This window comes from Microcoleus sp. Pol12A5, assembly GCF_036701435.1.
GTDB lineage: Bacteria > Cyanobacteriota > Cyanobacteriia > Cyanobacteriales > Microcoleaceae > Microcoleus.
On the sequence record NZ_JAUBQU010000131.1, the window covers coordinates 1 to 15,893 of the forward strand.

At 45.5% G+C, this 15,893-nt stretch carries 16 protein-coding genes; 10 read left to right on the plus strand and 6 right to left on the minus strand.

The genetic code is table 11. The annotated features are described in order from the left end of the window. The first annotated feature begins 155 nt into the window (after positions 1-155). The 5 genes from QUA45_RS24090 to QUA45_RS24110 all read left to right on the plus strand — a co-directional run bounded on the left by QUA45_RS24090 (position 156) and on the right by QUA45_RS24110 (position 3,793). Positions 156-1,418, plus strand: coding sequence for a SufS family cysteine desulfurase (locus QUA45_RS24090; RefSeq protein WP_333222299.1), 1,263 nt, complete (start codon positions 156-158; stop codon positions 1,416-1,418). A 66-nt stretch (positions 1,419-1,484) separates the two neighbouring features. Then, positions 1,485-1,823: a hypothetical protein gene (locus QUA45_RS24095; protein WP_333222300.1), complete on the plus strand. Its 339-nt coding sequence runs from the start codon at positions 1,485-1,487 to the stop codon at positions 1,821-1,823. A 16-nt stretch (positions 1,824-1,839) separates the two neighbouring features. After that, complete coding sequence (locus QUA45_RS24100) at positions 1,840-2,475, plus strand: hypothetical protein (protein ID WP_333222301.1); 636 nt, start codon at positions 1,840-1,842, stop codon at positions 2,473-2,475. A gap of 44 nt (positions 2,476-2,519) precedes the next feature. After that, positions 2,520-2,837 carry a hypothetical protein gene (locus QUA45_RS24105; RefSeq protein WP_333222302.1) on the plus strand — a complete coding sequence of 106 codons (318 nt, stop codon included), beginning with the start codon at positions 2,520-2,522 and terminating at the stop codon, positions 2,835-2,837. A gap of 326 nt (positions 2,838-3,163) precedes the next feature. After that, on the plus strand, positions 3,164-3,793 hold the full coding sequence (locus tag QUA45_RS24110; RefSeq protein WP_333222303.1) for a Uma2 family endonuclease: 630 nt from the start codon (positions 3,164-3,166) through the stop codon (positions 3,791-3,793). Between the two features lie 60 nt (positions 3,794-3,853). Here QUA45_RS24110 and QUA45_RS24115 read toward each other — a convergent pair whose 3' ends face one another. Beyond that, a complete protein-coding gene (locus tag QUA45_RS24115) occupies positions 3,854-4,678 on the minus strand; it encodes an NAD-dependent epimerase/dehydratase family protein (RefSeq protein WP_333222304.1) in 825 nt (274 codons plus the stop codon). Positions 4,679-4,790: 112 nt separating this feature from the next. On the opposite strand from QUA45_RS24115, the gene QUA45_RS24120 reads away from it, so the two are divergent. After that, positions 4,791-5,645: a DUF1232 domain-containing protein gene (locus tag QUA45_RS24120; RefSeq protein ID WP_333222305.1), complete on the plus strand. Its 855-nt coding sequence runs from the start codon at positions 4,791-4,793 to the stop codon at positions 5,643-5,645. A gap of 159 nt (positions 5,646-5,804) precedes the next feature. Here the strand turns inward: QUA45_RS24120 and QUA45_RS24125 are convergent, their stop codons facing one another. Then, on the minus strand, positions 5,805-6,119 hold the full coding sequence (locus tag QUA45_RS24125; protein ID WP_333036151.1) for a zinc ribbon domain-containing protein: 315 nt from the start codon (positions 6,117-6,119) through the stop codon (positions 5,805-5,807). Positions 6,120-6,273: 154 nt separating this feature from the next. On the opposite strand from QUA45_RS24125, the gene QUA45_RS24130 reads away from it, so the two are divergent. The 3 genes from QUA45_RS24130 to QUA45_RS24140 all read left to right on the plus strand — a co-directional run bounded on the left by QUA45_RS24130 (position 6,274) and on the right by QUA45_RS24140 (position 7,851). Continuing rightward, positions 6,274-6,453, plus strand: coding sequence for a hypothetical protein (locus QUA45_RS24130; RefSeq protein ID WP_333100958.1), 180 nt, complete (start codon positions 6,274-6,276; stop codon positions 6,451-6,453). Positions 6,454-6,494: 41 nt separating this feature from the next. Further along, positions 6,495-7,076, plus strand: a complete 582-nt coding sequence (locus QUA45_RS24135; protein WP_333100957.1) for a hypothetical protein — start codon at positions 6,495-6,497, stop codon at positions 7,074-7,076. Between the two features lie 301 nt (positions 7,077-7,377). After that, positions 7,378-7,851, plus strand: coding sequence for a TspO/MBR family protein (locus QUA45_RS24140; protein ID WP_333151617.1), 474 nt, complete (start codon positions 7,378-7,380; stop codon positions 7,849-7,851). A 137-nt stretch (positions 7,852-7,988) separates the two neighbouring features. Here QUA45_RS24140 and QUA45_RS24145 read toward each other — a convergent pair whose 3' ends face one another. The 3 genes from QUA45_RS24145 to hslO all read right to left on the minus strand — a co-directional run bounded on the left by QUA45_RS24145 (position 7,989) and on the right by hslO (position 11,669). Continuing rightward, entirely contained in the window at positions 7,989-8,399 is a 411-nt protein-coding gene (locus QUA45_RS24145; protein WP_333222306.1) for an ester cyclase, read from the minus strand. A gap of 60 nt (positions 8,400-8,459) precedes the next feature. Beyond that, entirely contained in the window at positions 8,460-10,523 is a 2,064-nt protein-coding gene (locus QUA45_RS24150; RefSeq protein WP_333222307.1) for a hypothetical protein, read from the minus strand. A gap of 246 nt (positions 10,524-10,769) precedes the next feature. Beyond that, positions 10,770-11,669: an Hsp33 family molecular chaperone HslO gene (gene hslO, locus QUA45_RS24155; RefSeq protein ID WP_333222308.1), complete on the minus strand. Its 900-nt coding sequence runs from the start codon at positions 11,667-11,669 to the stop codon at positions 10,770-10,772. Between the two features lie 437 nt (positions 11,670-12,106). Between hslO and QUA45_RS24160 the strand changes: the two genes are divergently transcribed. Next, positions 12,107-12,760: a Crp/Fnr family transcriptional regulator gene (locus QUA45_RS24160; protein WP_333222309.1), complete on the plus strand. Its 654-nt coding sequence runs from the start codon at positions 12,107-12,109 to the stop codon at positions 12,758-12,760. Positions 12,761-12,778: 18 nt separating this feature from the next. Here the strand turns inward: QUA45_RS24160 and QUA45_RS24165 are convergent, their stop codons facing one another. Continuing rightward, positions 12,779-15,505, minus strand: coding sequence for a CHAT domain-containing tetratricopeptide repeat protein (locus QUA45_RS24165; RefSeq protein WP_333222310.1), 2,727 nt, complete (start codon positions 15,503-15,505; stop codon positions 12,779-12,781). Between the last annotated feature and the right edge of the window lie 388 nt (positions 15,506-15,893).

Below are 15,893 nucleotides of genomic sequence, written 5' to 3' on the forward strand. Positions count from 1 at the left end.
CAACCGTGTCTGCGGTTCTATAGCCTGCGATCTACGGTTTGAGCGCCTGACTCTTTTAAGATACAAGGGGCGGGTTTCACAAATAATAATTGCCTAAAACCAACAATCTCGTAAACCCGCCCCCACCCAACGACAAATCACTAACTTCAAAAAATATGACACTTATTCAAGAAAAAACACTTGCATCAAAAGTTCGTCGCGACTTCCCAATTTTGAATGAAAAAGTCAACGGTAAACCGCTAGTTTATTTAGACAATGCAGCTACTTCTCAAAAGCCCCTAGCCGTGCTCAACGCTTGGCGCGACTACTACGAGAAATACAATGCAAACGTGCACCGCGGCGCTCACACTCTCAGCGCCAAAGCGACTGATGCTTACGAAGGTGCTAGAGACAAAGTTGCGGCCTTTATAAATGCCGCGTCGCGGCAAGAAATTGTTTACACTCGCAACGCCACCGAAGCGATTAATTTGGTTGCTTATTCTTGGGGTTTGAGCAATCTGCAAGCCGGAGATGAAATTATCCTGTCGGTAATGGAACACCACAGCAATCTCGTTCCCTGGCAAATGATTGCTCAAAGAACCGGTGCGGTGCTGAAGTTTGTGGAGTTAACGGAAACTAACGAGTTTGATGTGGAACAGTTTAAAACGCTGATTTCCCATAAAACTAAATTGGTGTCAACCGTTCACGTTTCTAATACTTTGGGCTGCATCAGTCCTGTCAAAGAAATCTGTAAAATTGCCCACAGTTTCGGCGCAAAAGTTTTAATAGATGCTTGCCAAAGCGTGCCGCACATGATAGTAGACGTGCAAGCAATAGATTGCGATTGGCTGGTTGCTTCCGGTCACAAAATGTGCGCTCCGACTGGCATCGGTTTTCTGTACGGTAAACTGGACTTGCTGAGAGAAATGCCTCCGTTTTTCGGCGGCGGCGAGATGATTGCTGACGTGTTTCTAGATTATTCCACCTATGCCGATTTGCCACACAAATTTGAGGCCGGGACGCCTGCAATCGGTGAGGCGATCGCCCTCGGTGCAGCAATCGATTATCTTAGTAACATTGGCATGGATAAGATTCACGCTTGCGAAGCAGAATTGACTGCTTATATGTTCCAACAATTGCGGCAAATTCCCGAAATCAAAATTTACGGGCCACAACCAGATAGCAACGGCGAAGGTAGGGCAGCTTTGGCGGCATTTACAGCAGGAGAAATTCACCCTCAAGACTTGTCTACCATGTTAGACCAGGAGGGAGTCGCGATTCGTTCCGGGCATCACTGCACGCAAGCTTTGCACCGATATTTGAATATTTCATCGACTGCGCGGGCGAGTTTGTATTTTTACAATACTCGCGAGGAGATTGATGTGTTTGTAAAAGTGTTGAAAGAGACGATCGACTTTTTTGCTGGGATTATGGGATAATTTGGTAGGGTGGGCATTTGCCCACCTTGTTAGAACATTATTTGCCTTTGCCAAGCGGAATATCTCGTGAAAATAGTTGAGTATTATAGTTTAATAATACAACCACTACAAAACATGAATCAATATCCTATTATCCTCATGCCAGACCCTGTTATTCAAGCTATGAATGCAGTTCCATTCACATGGAAATTTAGTGAACCAAAACCTTTACCTCCTAGTTATAAGCCCCAACCAATAGATGTACTTTTGTTTTTTTATAAATCTCTCCCATTAATTATTCCTTTTGCAACTATTAGCCTGATTGCCAGTAGAAATATTATCATTAGTTTCTATATTTCGGTAGGTGGAATTTTGGTGACGGCTTTTAACTTCTGGCAAAAAAAAGTCTTACTTACGAACACTTAATCAATACAAGCAACAAATGCGCGATTATAAAGATTTGTTAGCAGAATGGCAAAAGCGTGAGATTCAGCATAAACGGCAGATAGCAGAATCCCAAAAACCTGAAAAAATAAAACAGTATTGCTATCAGATAATTAAAGACATTATCATAAAAACCATCCCTCCTGAAGGTAGAATTGTCAGTACAAAGTCTCAGTGGCTTGAAAGTAAATTTTATAAGAACTTACAGCAATTATTCCCAGATAAAATTTATAATAATTTAATCATCCAAAAATCCCACTCCTATCAACCTTACTGTATAGAAATTTCTTATTTTGATAAGTTAACAAATTTACGTATTGATATAACAATTGATAAACCTTATCACTATGAAAGCGGTGAGCCTAAAAATTACGAAGTGCTTGTCCAAGAAAATCAGCGCCATCAACTATTTTTAGAAAAAGGATGGATAGTCATTAGATTTGCTGAGGAGCAAGTAGTCTGTTGGCCACAAAGCTGTTGTCGGGTAATAGCCGAAGTAATCAATCAAATAATAGGTACACCAATTCCCGAGGAATTGACAACTGTAGAAACTTTACGACCTATCCAGCAATGGAATGAATTTGAAGCACGACAAATGGCACAGGAACGCTATCGAGATAATTATTTAATCTAGCGATCCCCCTTTTTTTGACCGCAGATGAAGGCAGATGAACACGGATGAACGCGGATGAAGAAGAAAGCGATCACACCCCCAAATACAAGGAGGCGATAATGTTTGTGTTAAACCTATCAGCAGAAAATTGGGTTGGCAACCAGGATGAAGGTGATTTAATAGAAAGTCCTACTTGGAGTCACATAGAACAAGCCATCCGCGAGTTAAATGGGAAAACTAAAACTTTAGTTACCTTGGGTGCAGATGACGAGTGTTATATGAGCATTGGTGGCGGCGAATCCGGCAAATATATTGTTAACGTAACTTGTGATAACGTTAGCTTCCATAATTTAGTAGATCCCTCAAAACCCGATGCAATATAAACGCTAGTTGTCGGCGGACAAGAAGGTAATTATTCCGCCCGGATGTGTGTGAATTTAGAGAGGGCCCTGTTGGCAGCTCAAACATTTACAGTATCAGGAGAACTGGAAATATCACTGTCTTGGGAAGAAGAGAAAGAATTAGTAATGCTGTCATCAAATAAGATTTAACACAACCTAAGTGAAGTGCGATCGCCTTTTCATCCCTCTGCGTTCATCAGCGTGTATCCGCCTGCATCTGCGGTTCAAAAAAAGAAGCCGCTTTTTGATAGTATCTGGGCCTGTGATAAAATAAAACTAGAGTTTTCTCAGCTCAAGGAGATTTTGACATGATTGCTACTACTTCAAGTTTAGCCGAACAGAGAACACTGCTAGAAAACATTAGCTGGTCAACCTTTGAAACGTTGCTCAAAGAAATAGGCGATAAGCGAGGTTATCGCATAGCTTACGATGAAGGGAGACTGGAAATTATGGCGCCACTATTTGAACATGAGAACTACAAGAGCAATTTCGGTAATTTCATCCTTGCTTTAGCAGAAGAACTCGACATTGAAATTAAAAGTGCTGGCTCAACTACTCTCAAACTCAAAAATGCCAAAAAAGGCATAGAACCAGATAACTGTTATTATATCCAAAATGAAGCAGCAGTTAGAGGCAGGCAAGAACTAGATTTAGAAACTTTCCCACCGCCAGACTTAGCAATTGAAATAGATATTACCAGCAGTTCAGTTGATAAGTTTGCCATTTACTCCGCACTTCGCGTCCCGGAACTCTGGCTATATAACGGGCGAGTTTTGAAATTTTATCAGTTGGTAGAAACTGAATATATTGAGCGCGACTTTAGTATTGCTTTTCCCTTTGTATCAGCAGAAATGGCGGGGTTTTTCAGTCACACTCAAACGATAGGAGAAATTGCTTTGCTGAAATCATTTAGAACTTGGGTTAAAGGGAAAATATAATATTCTATAGCAAGGTGCACAGTGGGCACCCTACATAATTAGGTGCTGCGCCCAAGGCTATTAAAACTCCCTAATTTCAGGATGGATAAACTTATAACCCGCCGCCTTAATCTTTTGATTCGACACCCTAGCATTATAAGGCCGCACGCTAGGGCTTCCATCCCAAGAAACTTTAGGCAAATTATTAGCTTCAAAAATGCGATCGAGCAATTCGCGACTGGATAGCGATACATCGCTAAGTAAATTATAAATTCCCTGCAATCGATTTTCCAAAGCAAAGGTTAACCCCCCAACAACATCATCCCGATGCACCCAATTAGTAGCATCTTCCCCCGCACCGGGGCGAGTGTTCCCAGCCCAGCGCCCAAAGATTTTAACTAATTCTCGGCCAGGCCCATAAATTCCTCCCAAACGGAGAATGCAAACGTGAAGATTGGCATTAGATGCTGCTAATAAAACCCGTTCTGTTTCTGCCATAATTTCACCGTTTGGGTTGGCAGGTGCGACTGGTGACTCTTCATTTACCACTTCACCTTTGCGATCGCCATACACAGAATAAGTACCAGTATAAATAACCTGTTTTACTATTGGTATCTGCTTTAAAACCGATACCAAAGTAGTCGCTGTATCTAAATAACTCTCCTGATAAGTATCAGAATTTGGAGCACCTACGCACAGCATAACAGCATCTTGTTCTTGCAATACAGCCGTCATTGCATCTTTGTCATTTCCCTTGAGCACGGCTACCCGCTGCGCGACACCCTCCAACTCAACTACTCGCGTCGCCGTGGTAGTTGTCGCCGTCACGATACAATCAGATTTGCCGCGTAACTGTTTGGCTGTCGCAGTACCCACATAGCCGCAGCCGACGATCGCAACTTTCATAAAAAATTCTCCTTTGTTTGATACTCTCTAAAATTATTGCCGGTTTCTGAAATCATGGCGCGCTGAGTTTTGTGGTAAAATGTAAAGCATCCTTATCAATCGGAGTAGCATCGTGTCCGAGAGAGATATTTTTGCCACCTCATCAGAAAGCGAACTTAAGGCTTTTTATGGTTCTTTGTTTGCGATCGCAGCCGCCGATGGTTCCGTTGATATTGACGAACTAGATTTGTTGTTTAAAACCATAAATTTAGACAAATTTTCTGACTCTGCAAAGGCTCAAATCCAATCCTACACAGCCAGTCCCCCATCACTCAGCGACTGTTTGCAAACACTCAGCAAGTCAGAAGAAGCGCTGCGTTTGGGAGTCATGTATTTTTTAATTAACATTGCTGGGGCAGATAAAACGCTGCATCCTGGAGAAAGCGAGGCGATCCAATCCGCAAAAAAACTGCTGGCGGTTTCCGACTTGCAAATCCAAGCCATGCAGGAATTTATCGCAGACATCAAACAAATACGGGAGGCAACCCCTAATAAAAATCAGCCATCAGCATCTTTTAATTCGGCTGTTTCCCAGCTTAAAACTAAGGGCATTCCTCTCGATTTAATCGACCGGAAAGGAACCACAACAAACTTCAGCAACCCCCAAATGAACTATTCCGATGAAAGTTTTTGGGCTAAACTTAAAAACTTTGCTTTAACCGCAGGAAGAGAAGTAGTTGAAAAAGCTTTAATTCTCTACTATACGGCTCAGAACCCCAACGTGCCTGCTTGGGCAAAAGGAGTTGTAGTTGGAGCTTTGACCTATTTTATATCTCCTGTCGATGCCATTCCCGATATATTAGTCGGCATCGGATTTACAGACGATTTGGGAGTATTGCTAGCTGCCATAGCTACTGTTTCAGTATACATTAATGCTGATACTAAAAAACAAGCAAAGCAAAAAATAAAAGATTGGTTTGGTCAATAATATTATGTCCGGTTGAGCGTTTTGTGGTGTCGGCATCGGACTAATAGAATCTGAATAATATAGCTGTTTTTAATCGGATAAAACAAAGGACACTGCGCTGCCGTGTCCCTACTTAATATATGTAATTCACTCAACTGAAAACTTGATTATTATGGATTCTCAGTCTTTAATCGGCTTACCATCTCGATTGACAATACGGCTTTCACCATCCTTAGCCGTGACATTTTCATAAACTCCTTCATCCCGCTTCACGTACTTGCTAAAACCCGAATTTTTATAATCGGTGTCGGATGTCGGCTTCATCAATCTCGGAGCGCTCAGCAGTCGGCGTACCGGAGCATCTGCGGGAGTCTCCCCGGGTTCGCACTTAGCCAACTCGCACAGTTGGCCCCAAGTCGAAACTTCCAGGTTCATGCTGTGCCACACTTCTAACTGCTGGTTGTTTTCGGGACACAAATAATCGTATACAGGCATACTAAGAATCTCGTTTGCAACTACTAAAATTACTAATTGCACGGTTATTGAAAATATTATAGCTCAACATTACTAATAATTCAACCCCAAAAATCAAAGTTTACTATTTTTAACGGTTGTTGAAACCTTAAATCAGCTATATTATTAACCCTGTGTGCTTGCTCCCGAATGCGATCGAGACAAAGCCCAAAAGTACGCTACCCTGAAATTCTCTGACTCGATCCAACGACGATCGCACGATCGACGGTTAGCAAATGCCCGCAAGACTTCCCTCAATGCCGTCACAGGATTGATCATCGTCATTTTCAGACTGTACGCCAATCACAGATTCTAAGTTTCAATTTTATTTATTTACTCACCCGCGAGGATTTACCGATGAGCGATTTCAAAGTTACGCCAGAAGTAGAGCTGAACACAGCTCAAATGTTGGAGCGATACCAACTGCAAGATGAGACAACTCTACGGCGTTGGGCAAAAGTACACGGCATCAACAGCACTCGTGGTTTCTTCTATCCCAGCGAAGTAGATTTGATGGATCACGCTCACCACCATCTCTACAATTTGGGAATGAGCATTGCGGATTACCAAAGTCTTTTAGACCGACGCCGCAGCCATTCCCAGACACCGGGCGACCAAAATAAAACAGTAGCAAGTCAAGTTGCTGACGAAGCATACGATGCCATAGAAACGCTCACAGAGCAGTATGCTGAAGCTATTGATTTAATGGGAGAACGTATAGCAGACCATTTCATCGATGAACTCGATTTATCTGTGATGAGGCACCTTTCTAAAAAAGTGCAAGACCGGCGGACTCTCAACGGTCAAACTAAAAAGCCTAACCGTTTTCTCCAAGTGATTAAAGCTGTGTTGCAACCGACCAGCGAAAATACACTTCTGGTTCCCAAAAAAGAGAATGACTCTAGTTTAGAATTAGAACAGCATCATCGGCTCGGCTAGTCGCTGATTTTTTTGAAAGACTAAGAGACTTTTTGTTCAATTTACTGGTCAATTTTACTGAAAAGCAGACCCGGAACCCTCCCCTTTTCAAGGGGAGGGAGCAAGAGTCGCATTTTTTATATTATGAAACGGAATAGAAGAAAATAAATTGAGATTTCCCCGAAGTCTAAATTACTTTTCAATTGATGTTGGGTTTCGCGACGAACAAAACCTAATATAACTAGGGACAGATTGCGCGATCGCCAAAATTAGAGATAATATCTGCTGAATTGAACCTGTCAACCTCGCCTAAGGTAAAAAAATGATTAAATCCTGGATGGTAATTGGAGGCGTCGCCTTGATAGTAGCACTAGCAGCGAACTTAATCCCGCCCAGCGACATCCAATGGTTCAACCGCTTGCAGCGTCCGAGATGGCTAGTATTTGAAAAAGCAATTCCCCTAATTTGGACAGTAATTTTTATTTGTGCAGCTTGGTCAGCAGTGATTGTTTGGGAAAAAGAACCGGGAACTCAGGAGACTTGGCTGAAAATGGGTTTGTACCTGCTTTTAGAAATAGTAACCATGTCTTACACCTCGGTTATGTGCAAAGTTAGGAGCCTAAAAGTCGGCACAATAATCGGCGGAACGGGCGCTATTTTAAGCGTAATACTAGCTTTAAGTGTGTTGCAAGTTTCCGAGCCTGCCGCCCTGTTATTGCTGCCTTACATACTTTGGAGTCCGATCGGGACTTACACCACTTGGGCAATGATGCACCTCAATCCAGCGGATGTTTAGGCTCTGGAATTAGTCATTTTAATGGAATTGCAAGCATCGGGAAAAAGCACTATTTTTCGGTAGTCTCTAGCTGCAACGCAGGTTTTAGTCAGCAAAGACTTGATGCAAAATAATAGTACAGTTGCACAACTGGAAAATTATGATATAGGTAGCCCAAGCTGCATGAACCAAGTGTGCTTGTCTATATAACCGCGTTGAAAATGGATTTTGCCATCAACAACATGAAAGAAGCCACAGCCTTGCAGCGTAAAACTTTTGCCAGTTGGTAGGTTCCCACCAAACTCACCTAGAAATGTGCCCCCACCAGTCCACTCGACGATCGCCCACTCGCCATCCTCAAACAGATTCTCAACGTGCGTGTAATTGTCTGGAAAAGCTTGGAAGAAGGTAACAAAACTCTCCAGCAATTCCTCACAACCGTTTAGAGGATCGCCAAAGGCAACTTGATGGTTCTCTGCATCGTCGTGATAAAGCTCGATCAGGGCGTGAGGGTCACGATCGTTATAAGCAGAAACCCAGTCTTGGATCACTTGCTTGGGCGTTTTCATTTTTGGTTCCCTAATACAAACTAAGTAAAGATATTAAGTACCCGCTTATCACCCTCAAATTTACCGACTTGGAGACCTGCTAGGGGGCTCGGTTTCCGGCGGTTCGGGAGGGGGAGATTCAGCATCCGGAGGATTCAGCGACTCCTCCCAAACTTTGATTTGCGATCGAGCTTGCTCAAAAGCCCGAGTACCCGATGGAATTTTCTTCAAAGTCGCGATCGCCCCAGCCAGATCCGACGACGACTGTTCCACACCAAGCGCCAAAATCCGCTGGCTCCACTCATCAATCGCCTCACTCGCCTGCCACCGGAGCGAACTCGACTCGGGCACCTGAAGGGCCAGCCCAATTGCCGTTTGCAGAGCCTCCGCAGTCCCCGATCGGGCAGCCTGACGGGCGTTCTGCAAATCTTGCTCGCCCTGAAATTGAGCCTCCCAAGTCCGAATGTTCGATCGAGCTTCCTCATAAAGCACCCGTCCCGATCGAATCCGGCGGGCCATCTCAATTGCCCCCGCCAAATTGCCGCTCGCCGCTAGCTGCTGAGCTCTATCTAAAAACGGCTGGTCAACAAGCCGCTGTCTCCTCTCGATCCAAGCTTGAATTTTGGTTTGAGCTTCCACATAAAGCGCCCTACCTCTAGCTATCCGAGAAGCTTGAGCAACGGCCGCTTCCAGAGCATTCGGATCGCCCGTACTTGCCAAATCGTTAGCTCTTTGCAAATACGGACTGTCTTCCAGCAGCTCGATTTGACGGCTCAAGCTGGTAATTTGACTGCGAGCTTCCGAAGCGCGGGGATTTGATTGGGGGACTGTTTGCAATTGCGCGATCGCAGCCCTCAAATCATTTACCCCACCCGGCGCCGCCAGCCTGCTTGCCAAATCCAAAACTTTCACATCAGCCATTTCTTGCTGCCAGCGGCCGACTAAATCTTGAGCTTGTTTGTATAAAGGGCGACCGGACTTCAACTTTTGAGCAATCTCGATCGCCTTGGAGAAACCCTCAACAGAGCCAGTCAAAGCCTGGGAAGTAGCATTCGCCAACTGGTTAAAATCCTCAACTTGTTCCCTTAAATTTGCAGTGTCGGGAATCTTGTTAGCGATCGCGATCGCCTCCTGCCAATCCCCTGCCTGCAATCGTTTTTGGGCGATATCCAAAATTTTCTTGCTAAATTCCGCGATCGCCTTATTGGCAGCTTGATACAAATAACTGTTTCGATCGATGCCCTGAGCCAGCTTAATCCCCGTCACCAGATTGTCGAGACCTCCCTCGGAGGCTGTATTGCGGGCTTTTAGCAACTTATTGCCCTCCGCCCGAGTCGTCTGAATTAGCTTAGTCAATTCCTCGTACTTAGCCGATTCCCAGAAAGTATTTCCCAAATCCAAAAGCAGAGTAGCTTGGCTGAAAGCCAGCGTCCACTCTTCCTGACGCAAGTGGTCTTCAGCCGTGCGGTAAATTTTCTCTGCTTCCCTCCATATCGACTGCCACTTTTCAATCTGCTTTTCCACCGTCGGGTAAGCGGGAACGTCTTTAGGAACCTTGCGAGCGAGCGCAATAGCCTCCTCCAGCTTTCCTTCTTGGAAAGTAGCATTTCCCAGCCTGACAATATCCTCCGACCACCGATCGATTTGAGTGTTAATTCTCGGCCGCAGCGGATGGTCTTTTGGCAAAGCATTAACTAATTCGATCGCCCTGAGCAAATCATCCGCCGTCCGCTTGCTTGCTGCTTCTTGAGCACAAAAAAAGCGATCGTTAGCAGAAGCCGTCGGCCAAAAAATCTTTGAGCAATTGGACTGCGAGGTCAGGTTGAGTAAAGACGCAATTGCCACAAACCCCATACCCACTGATAGCATCAAACTAAGCGCCAGCCAAAACTGCCACTTATTCGACCAGTTCCGCCAAAACGGATTGTGTTCTCCGGGCGGCTGCGAGTTTTCCCCAGACAAATTCGGCGGTATTTCCAGATGCCCTCCCGGCAGTTTTCCCGAAGTAACCAACTCTCGGAGTTCTTTAAGTCGTTCAGCCCGGTTTTTCCTTGCTGGTAAGCGCACCAGCGACGAAGTATCCTTTTTTGACTCCAAGGATTCTGATGCAGACCAACGGCCTGGTATTTTGCGATCTTGACTCATATCCTCACCACAAACAGCAACCAGCTAGCGTTAGTTATTTAAAAACTGCGAGCGCTGCTATCAACTGCTCTATAAAATGTATTCATCACTTTTACATACTCCCGTCGGCCCTAGACTGCAAGAGCCGATCGCCAAACCGCCAAAATCAAAATTTTGTGATTAGGTAATTGATAATGCGTAATTGGCAATTGGTCAAGGCCGTCATCCCTAACTCGCACTCAATAGAGCCAATTACACATTATCCTCTCAAGAACCGGAGTTCGATCGCAAATCGCCGATGAGTTCTGCAAGTTGGTCGCTATTAGCTTTGTAAACCTCGTTGCAGAAATGGCACGTAGCCTCAGCCCCCCCATCTTTTTCAATCATGTCTTGGAGTTCAGCTTCGCCCAACATTTTCAAAGCTCCCAAAACTCGATCGAACGAACAGCCACAGTCAAAGCGCACCATCTGAGTTTCCGGGAAAATTTCCAGGCCCATATCTCCCAGTAACTGTTCGAGAATCTCGTGCAGCGTTTTGCCCGATCGCAGCAGTGGCGTAAAGCCCGACAATTGAGCAACTCTAGATTCTAAAGTTTGCACCAGTTTTTCGTCCGTTGCCGCCTTCGGCAGAACCTGCAACAGCACACCCCCAGACGCTTGTACCCCGCCCGCCCCCACAAACACCCCCAGAACCAGAGCCGAAGGCGTTTGCTCCGAGGTTGCCAAATAATGAGTCAGATCGTCGCCAATTTCGCCGGAAACCAATTCTACCGTACTTGAATAAGGGAATCCGTATCCAACGTCCCGCACCACGTACAAATAACCGTCACCTATTGCCCCGCCAACGTCGAGTTTGCCTTTAGCATTGGGCGGCAATTCGACTTCGGGATTGTCCACATAACCTCGAACTGTTCCATCAAGTCCCGCATCCACCAGAAGCCCGCCCAGCGGGCCATCTCCTTTGATGCGAATGTTGACTCTCGATTCGGGCCGCTTCATGCTGGAGGCGAGTAACAGCCCTGCCGACATTGTGCGGCCGAGGGCCGCTGTAGCCACGTAGGAGAGCTTGTGCCGCTGTCTTGCTTCTTCGGTGAGGCGGGTGGAAATGACGCCTACAGCGCGAATTCCGCCATCTGCGGCTGTAGCGCGAATTAATTGATCGGCCATGAAAAACCTTACTTTGTCTTTTGATATCTTCTTGAACTATTTTAGAAGTTCTTGAAGGTTGTGGCAGCAGATAGCAGCAGTTGACTCGGCGGGCCTGGGAGTGCGATCAAACTTCCTCTCCTCGCCTCTGTTTTCTGTAAAACCTTGCTCAAGCCAATATTTGTTAACAAATATTCTGATTCATTCTTCCACTTAAATATTTATTTAAAATGCCCAAAATAAGGATTGCATTTATTTTCCACAATCCACCGTGTTCTTAGTCATTTTATACCAACTAACAACTAACAACTAACAACTAACAACTAACAACTCATGACTAATGACTAATGACTAAAGCTTATCTTGCCGCTAACCAGACGATTACCTAACCTTTACCTTGGTCGGTTAGAGTCAGAGGCGTAGGTCTCAGACAATGTTTTTTAGCTGGAAATAAGGATATGCCACCAACATCCAAAGCACTTTTAGCGGAAATCCAGCATAACACAGGAGCGACTCGCAACTTGCATTTTTATGCCAAGGGCGAAACCATTCCTATGATGTCGCAAGGCCTTTGGCGAGTCTGTCAAGGCCTAGCACAACTGAGTACGCTTTATCCAAGCGGGGAAGAAGGACTTTTGGGTTGGGTTGGGCCTTCGATGTGCTTCGGTTTGTGGTTGACAAGCTTGCAGACTTACCGAGCTACGGCGACATCAGATATTTATTTGATGTGGTATTCTATGGTGGAAATCGAAGCTTCTCCTCAATTAGCTCACGAGTTGCTGCCTCAAATGGTACGGCGGCTGCGGCAAATGGAAGCAATTTTAGCGATCGCCGGACAGCGGCGAGTAGATGACCGTTTGTATCAGCTACTGCTATTATTGCAACAGGAATTCGGTCAGCCTGTGGTTGAGGGAACTCGTTTGAATATCCGCTTGACACATCAAGATATTGCTAATGCGATTTGCACGACGCGGGTAACAGTAACTCGAATGCTGGGAAAATTGCAGCAGCAAGGGTTAATCAGTCGAGATGGCGATCGGCATTTAATACTTAACAAAGATGTTTTTGCGTCCACGTCCGATTTGTTTGGCTGCAACCCTCAAGCAGTGTAGCAAGCGCCGAAAAAAATCTTATTCTGCTTCGCCAATCAGCGTAAACGCTGCCCAATCTTGCGGAGTTGGGTGCATCTTCATTGTCATCAGCATTGCTTGTCGCAAAGCTTGAGCTTTATTCGGTTTTTTCTGTAACTGGCGATAGAATTCTGCCATTAATTCCGCTGTCGGCTCATCGGGCACTAACCACAGAGAAACGATAATACTGGAAACACCAGCACTAATTAAAGCACGAGATAATCCAAGCACACCATCACCTGTGAGTTTTCCTCTGCCAGTATTGCAAGCACTTAATACCACTAATTCAGCATTTAATTTTAAATCCAAGATTTCGCTCGAAGTCAGCAATCCGTCATCATTTCCTGATGGAGCCAGGGCGAGCGCTCCCGGTAAATCTCGCCTCTTCACTTCATTGAGTAATCCGTGAGTTGCCAGATGAATAATCCGGGCTTTTAGCATCTGTTGAACAATCGATGCTTTAGTGGCTTGAGAGCCTGTAATCGGTTTAGTCTTCAGAAGTTGGGCAATTGTAATTGCTTCCTGTTCGCTACCCGGTAAGGCAGGTAATTGGTGCGGCGGGGTACCAATTTTGGGCATAATTGGATTGCCGACGACGAGGTTATTTTGCAGAGAAAGTTGTCGGATTTTTTGCCGTGATTGGTGGGTAAACTGCAAAATTTGAATGGCGGGAGCAGTCAGGATGGTATGTTTTTCAATCAGATATTGACCTGTCGGATCTTGTAAGGCGACAAAGGGAACTAAAAACAGGGATTGATGGGGAATGAAGATGACAGGAGCATTCGGGTCAGTAGGTAAAAGATCGGCAATGGGTTGAATCAGTAGTTGATAACTTTGCTGTAATTTGGGGTAGATTATGCGAGAATTAGCAGGGGTAGAATCAGGGCGATTAGCCGCTTGTCGATTGGCAGTGTCCCCCGATACACCCAGAGCATCGCGAGTGCCGCGAATCATCTCAGCTAAGGCTGTATCTTGCTCGTTTAATCCTCTCCTCCCGGTAGCAGCAGATACTCTTGTCTGTTCGCTGGCTTCGCGTAGATTGATGTTCAGAGATTTGAGGTCAACGGAGCGAAAGGTAATTTCACCAGTCGGCTTGATGACCCAAATATAAAGGGCTTGATTCCAAATATTTGAATACTCGACGAGGGTAGCGTTTTGCTCTTTAGCGATTTGTTGAATTTGCTGGATATTGGGCGGGTTGATAGTAGGTGTGACAGAGGCAGATGGGGCTTGGCGAGATGCCAATAACTCCACAAAAGCTCGGGCTCTACCCCGTTCGGCAATTTCTAAAGCGTCATTAGTTTTTTTCTGAGCAATGAAGACTTTTTGTAAAGTGAGGTAGGGGCTAGTTTGGGTTTCAAATATTGACACTTTATTGGCATCGTCTAATCCAGCACGGAGAGATTCTGAAACTTTAATACTATCAAGTAGGGTTTTCTCTGCTGCTGGGAGATTACCAGAGTTGGAGAGAGCCAATCCTAGATTCGTGAGAGCGTCCCCCTCGTTTTGGCGGTCTTTTATTTCTCGGGCGATCGCCAACCACTGCTGAGTGTACTCGATGGCTTTGGCATAGTTGCCGAGGGAAAGGTAAGCAAGTCCCAGATTTCCCAGAGCTTTCCCCTCGCTTTGGCGGTCTTTAATTTCTCGCGCGATCGCCAACACCTGCTGAGCGTACTCGATGGCTTTGGCGTAGTCGCCGAGCAAAAGGTAAGCACTTCCCAGACTTCCCAGAACCACCCCCTCGCCTTGGCGGTCTTTAATTTCTCGCGCGATCGCCAACGACTGCTGTTGGTACTCCATAGCTTTGGCGTAGTGACCGAGGGAAAGGTAAGCATATCCCAGATTTCCCAGAGCCGCCCCCTCGCTTTCGCGGTCTTTAATTTCTCGCGCGATCGCCAACGACTGCTGTTGGTACTCGATGGCTTTGGCGTAGTCGCCGAGGGAAAAGTAAGCAATTCCCAGATTTCTCAGAGCCACCCCCTCGCTTTGGCGGTTTTTAATTTCTCGCGCGATCGCCAACGACTGCTGTTGGTACTCGATGGCTTTGGCGTAGTCGCCGAGGGAAAGGTAAGCATTTCCCAGACTTCCCAGAGCTTTCCCCTCGCTTTGGCGCTCTTTAATTTCTCGGGCAATCCCCAACCACTGCTGAGCGTACTCGATGGCTTTGGCGTAGTCGCCGAGGTTACGGTAAGCACTTCCCAGAGTGCCCAGAGCCGCCCCCTCGCTTTGGCGGTCTTTAATTTCTCGGGCGATCGCCAACAACTGCTGAGCGTACTCGATGGCTTTGGCGTAGTCGCCGAGGGAAAGGTAAGCAATTCCCTGATTTCCCAGAGCTTTCCCCTCGTTTTGGCGGTCTTTAATTTCTCGGGCAATCGCCAACCACTGCTGAGCGTACTCGATGGCTTTGGCGTAGTCGCCCAGGTAAAAGTAAGCACTTCCCAGATTTCCCAGAGCCCGCCCTTCACCTTGGCGGTTTTTAATTTCTCGATAAATTATTAGTGCCTGTTGCCAAGACTGCAAAGCAGCTTGAAATTGACTAATCTGATACTGCTGAATCCCTTGCTTGAACAGTCGGTCTGCTTCGGCTTTCCGCTCAGCTTGGGTTTGAGCCAAGGCCTGAGAATTTATGATTTTAAATTGAGAATTAGGGATAAATCGAAACTCGCCTACAGTTAGCGCCGCTAAGATTGAGATGAGTCCGGACAATCCTATTTTTTGCAGTTTCATAACTTTTGAGAGGCCTCTGGTTTTAATATCCGCTTGACATATCAAAATATTGCTAACACTTATTAAAGCTCAAATGCCACTCCATGAGAATTGTTTGTCTTGATTTTCCTCTCGATATCTACAGCAATATCTTTGCAGCCCGAAACGATATAATTAAGCGGTGCATCTATTTAGGAAAAAACTCAATGGCTAACTCAACTCCAGAAACACCGCAACCAGACAAAAAAGAATTAGCTAACATCACAGCTAAACCTCAAGAACAACAACAAGAACCGCCCAATAAAGGTGACGGGCGGAAATAGTCGATCGCTCGGAATGATACCGCAGCAGAAGATAAAGAAACCGGGTTTTTTGACTCTTATTGAAGGTTTTAAGCAAATATTGTGGT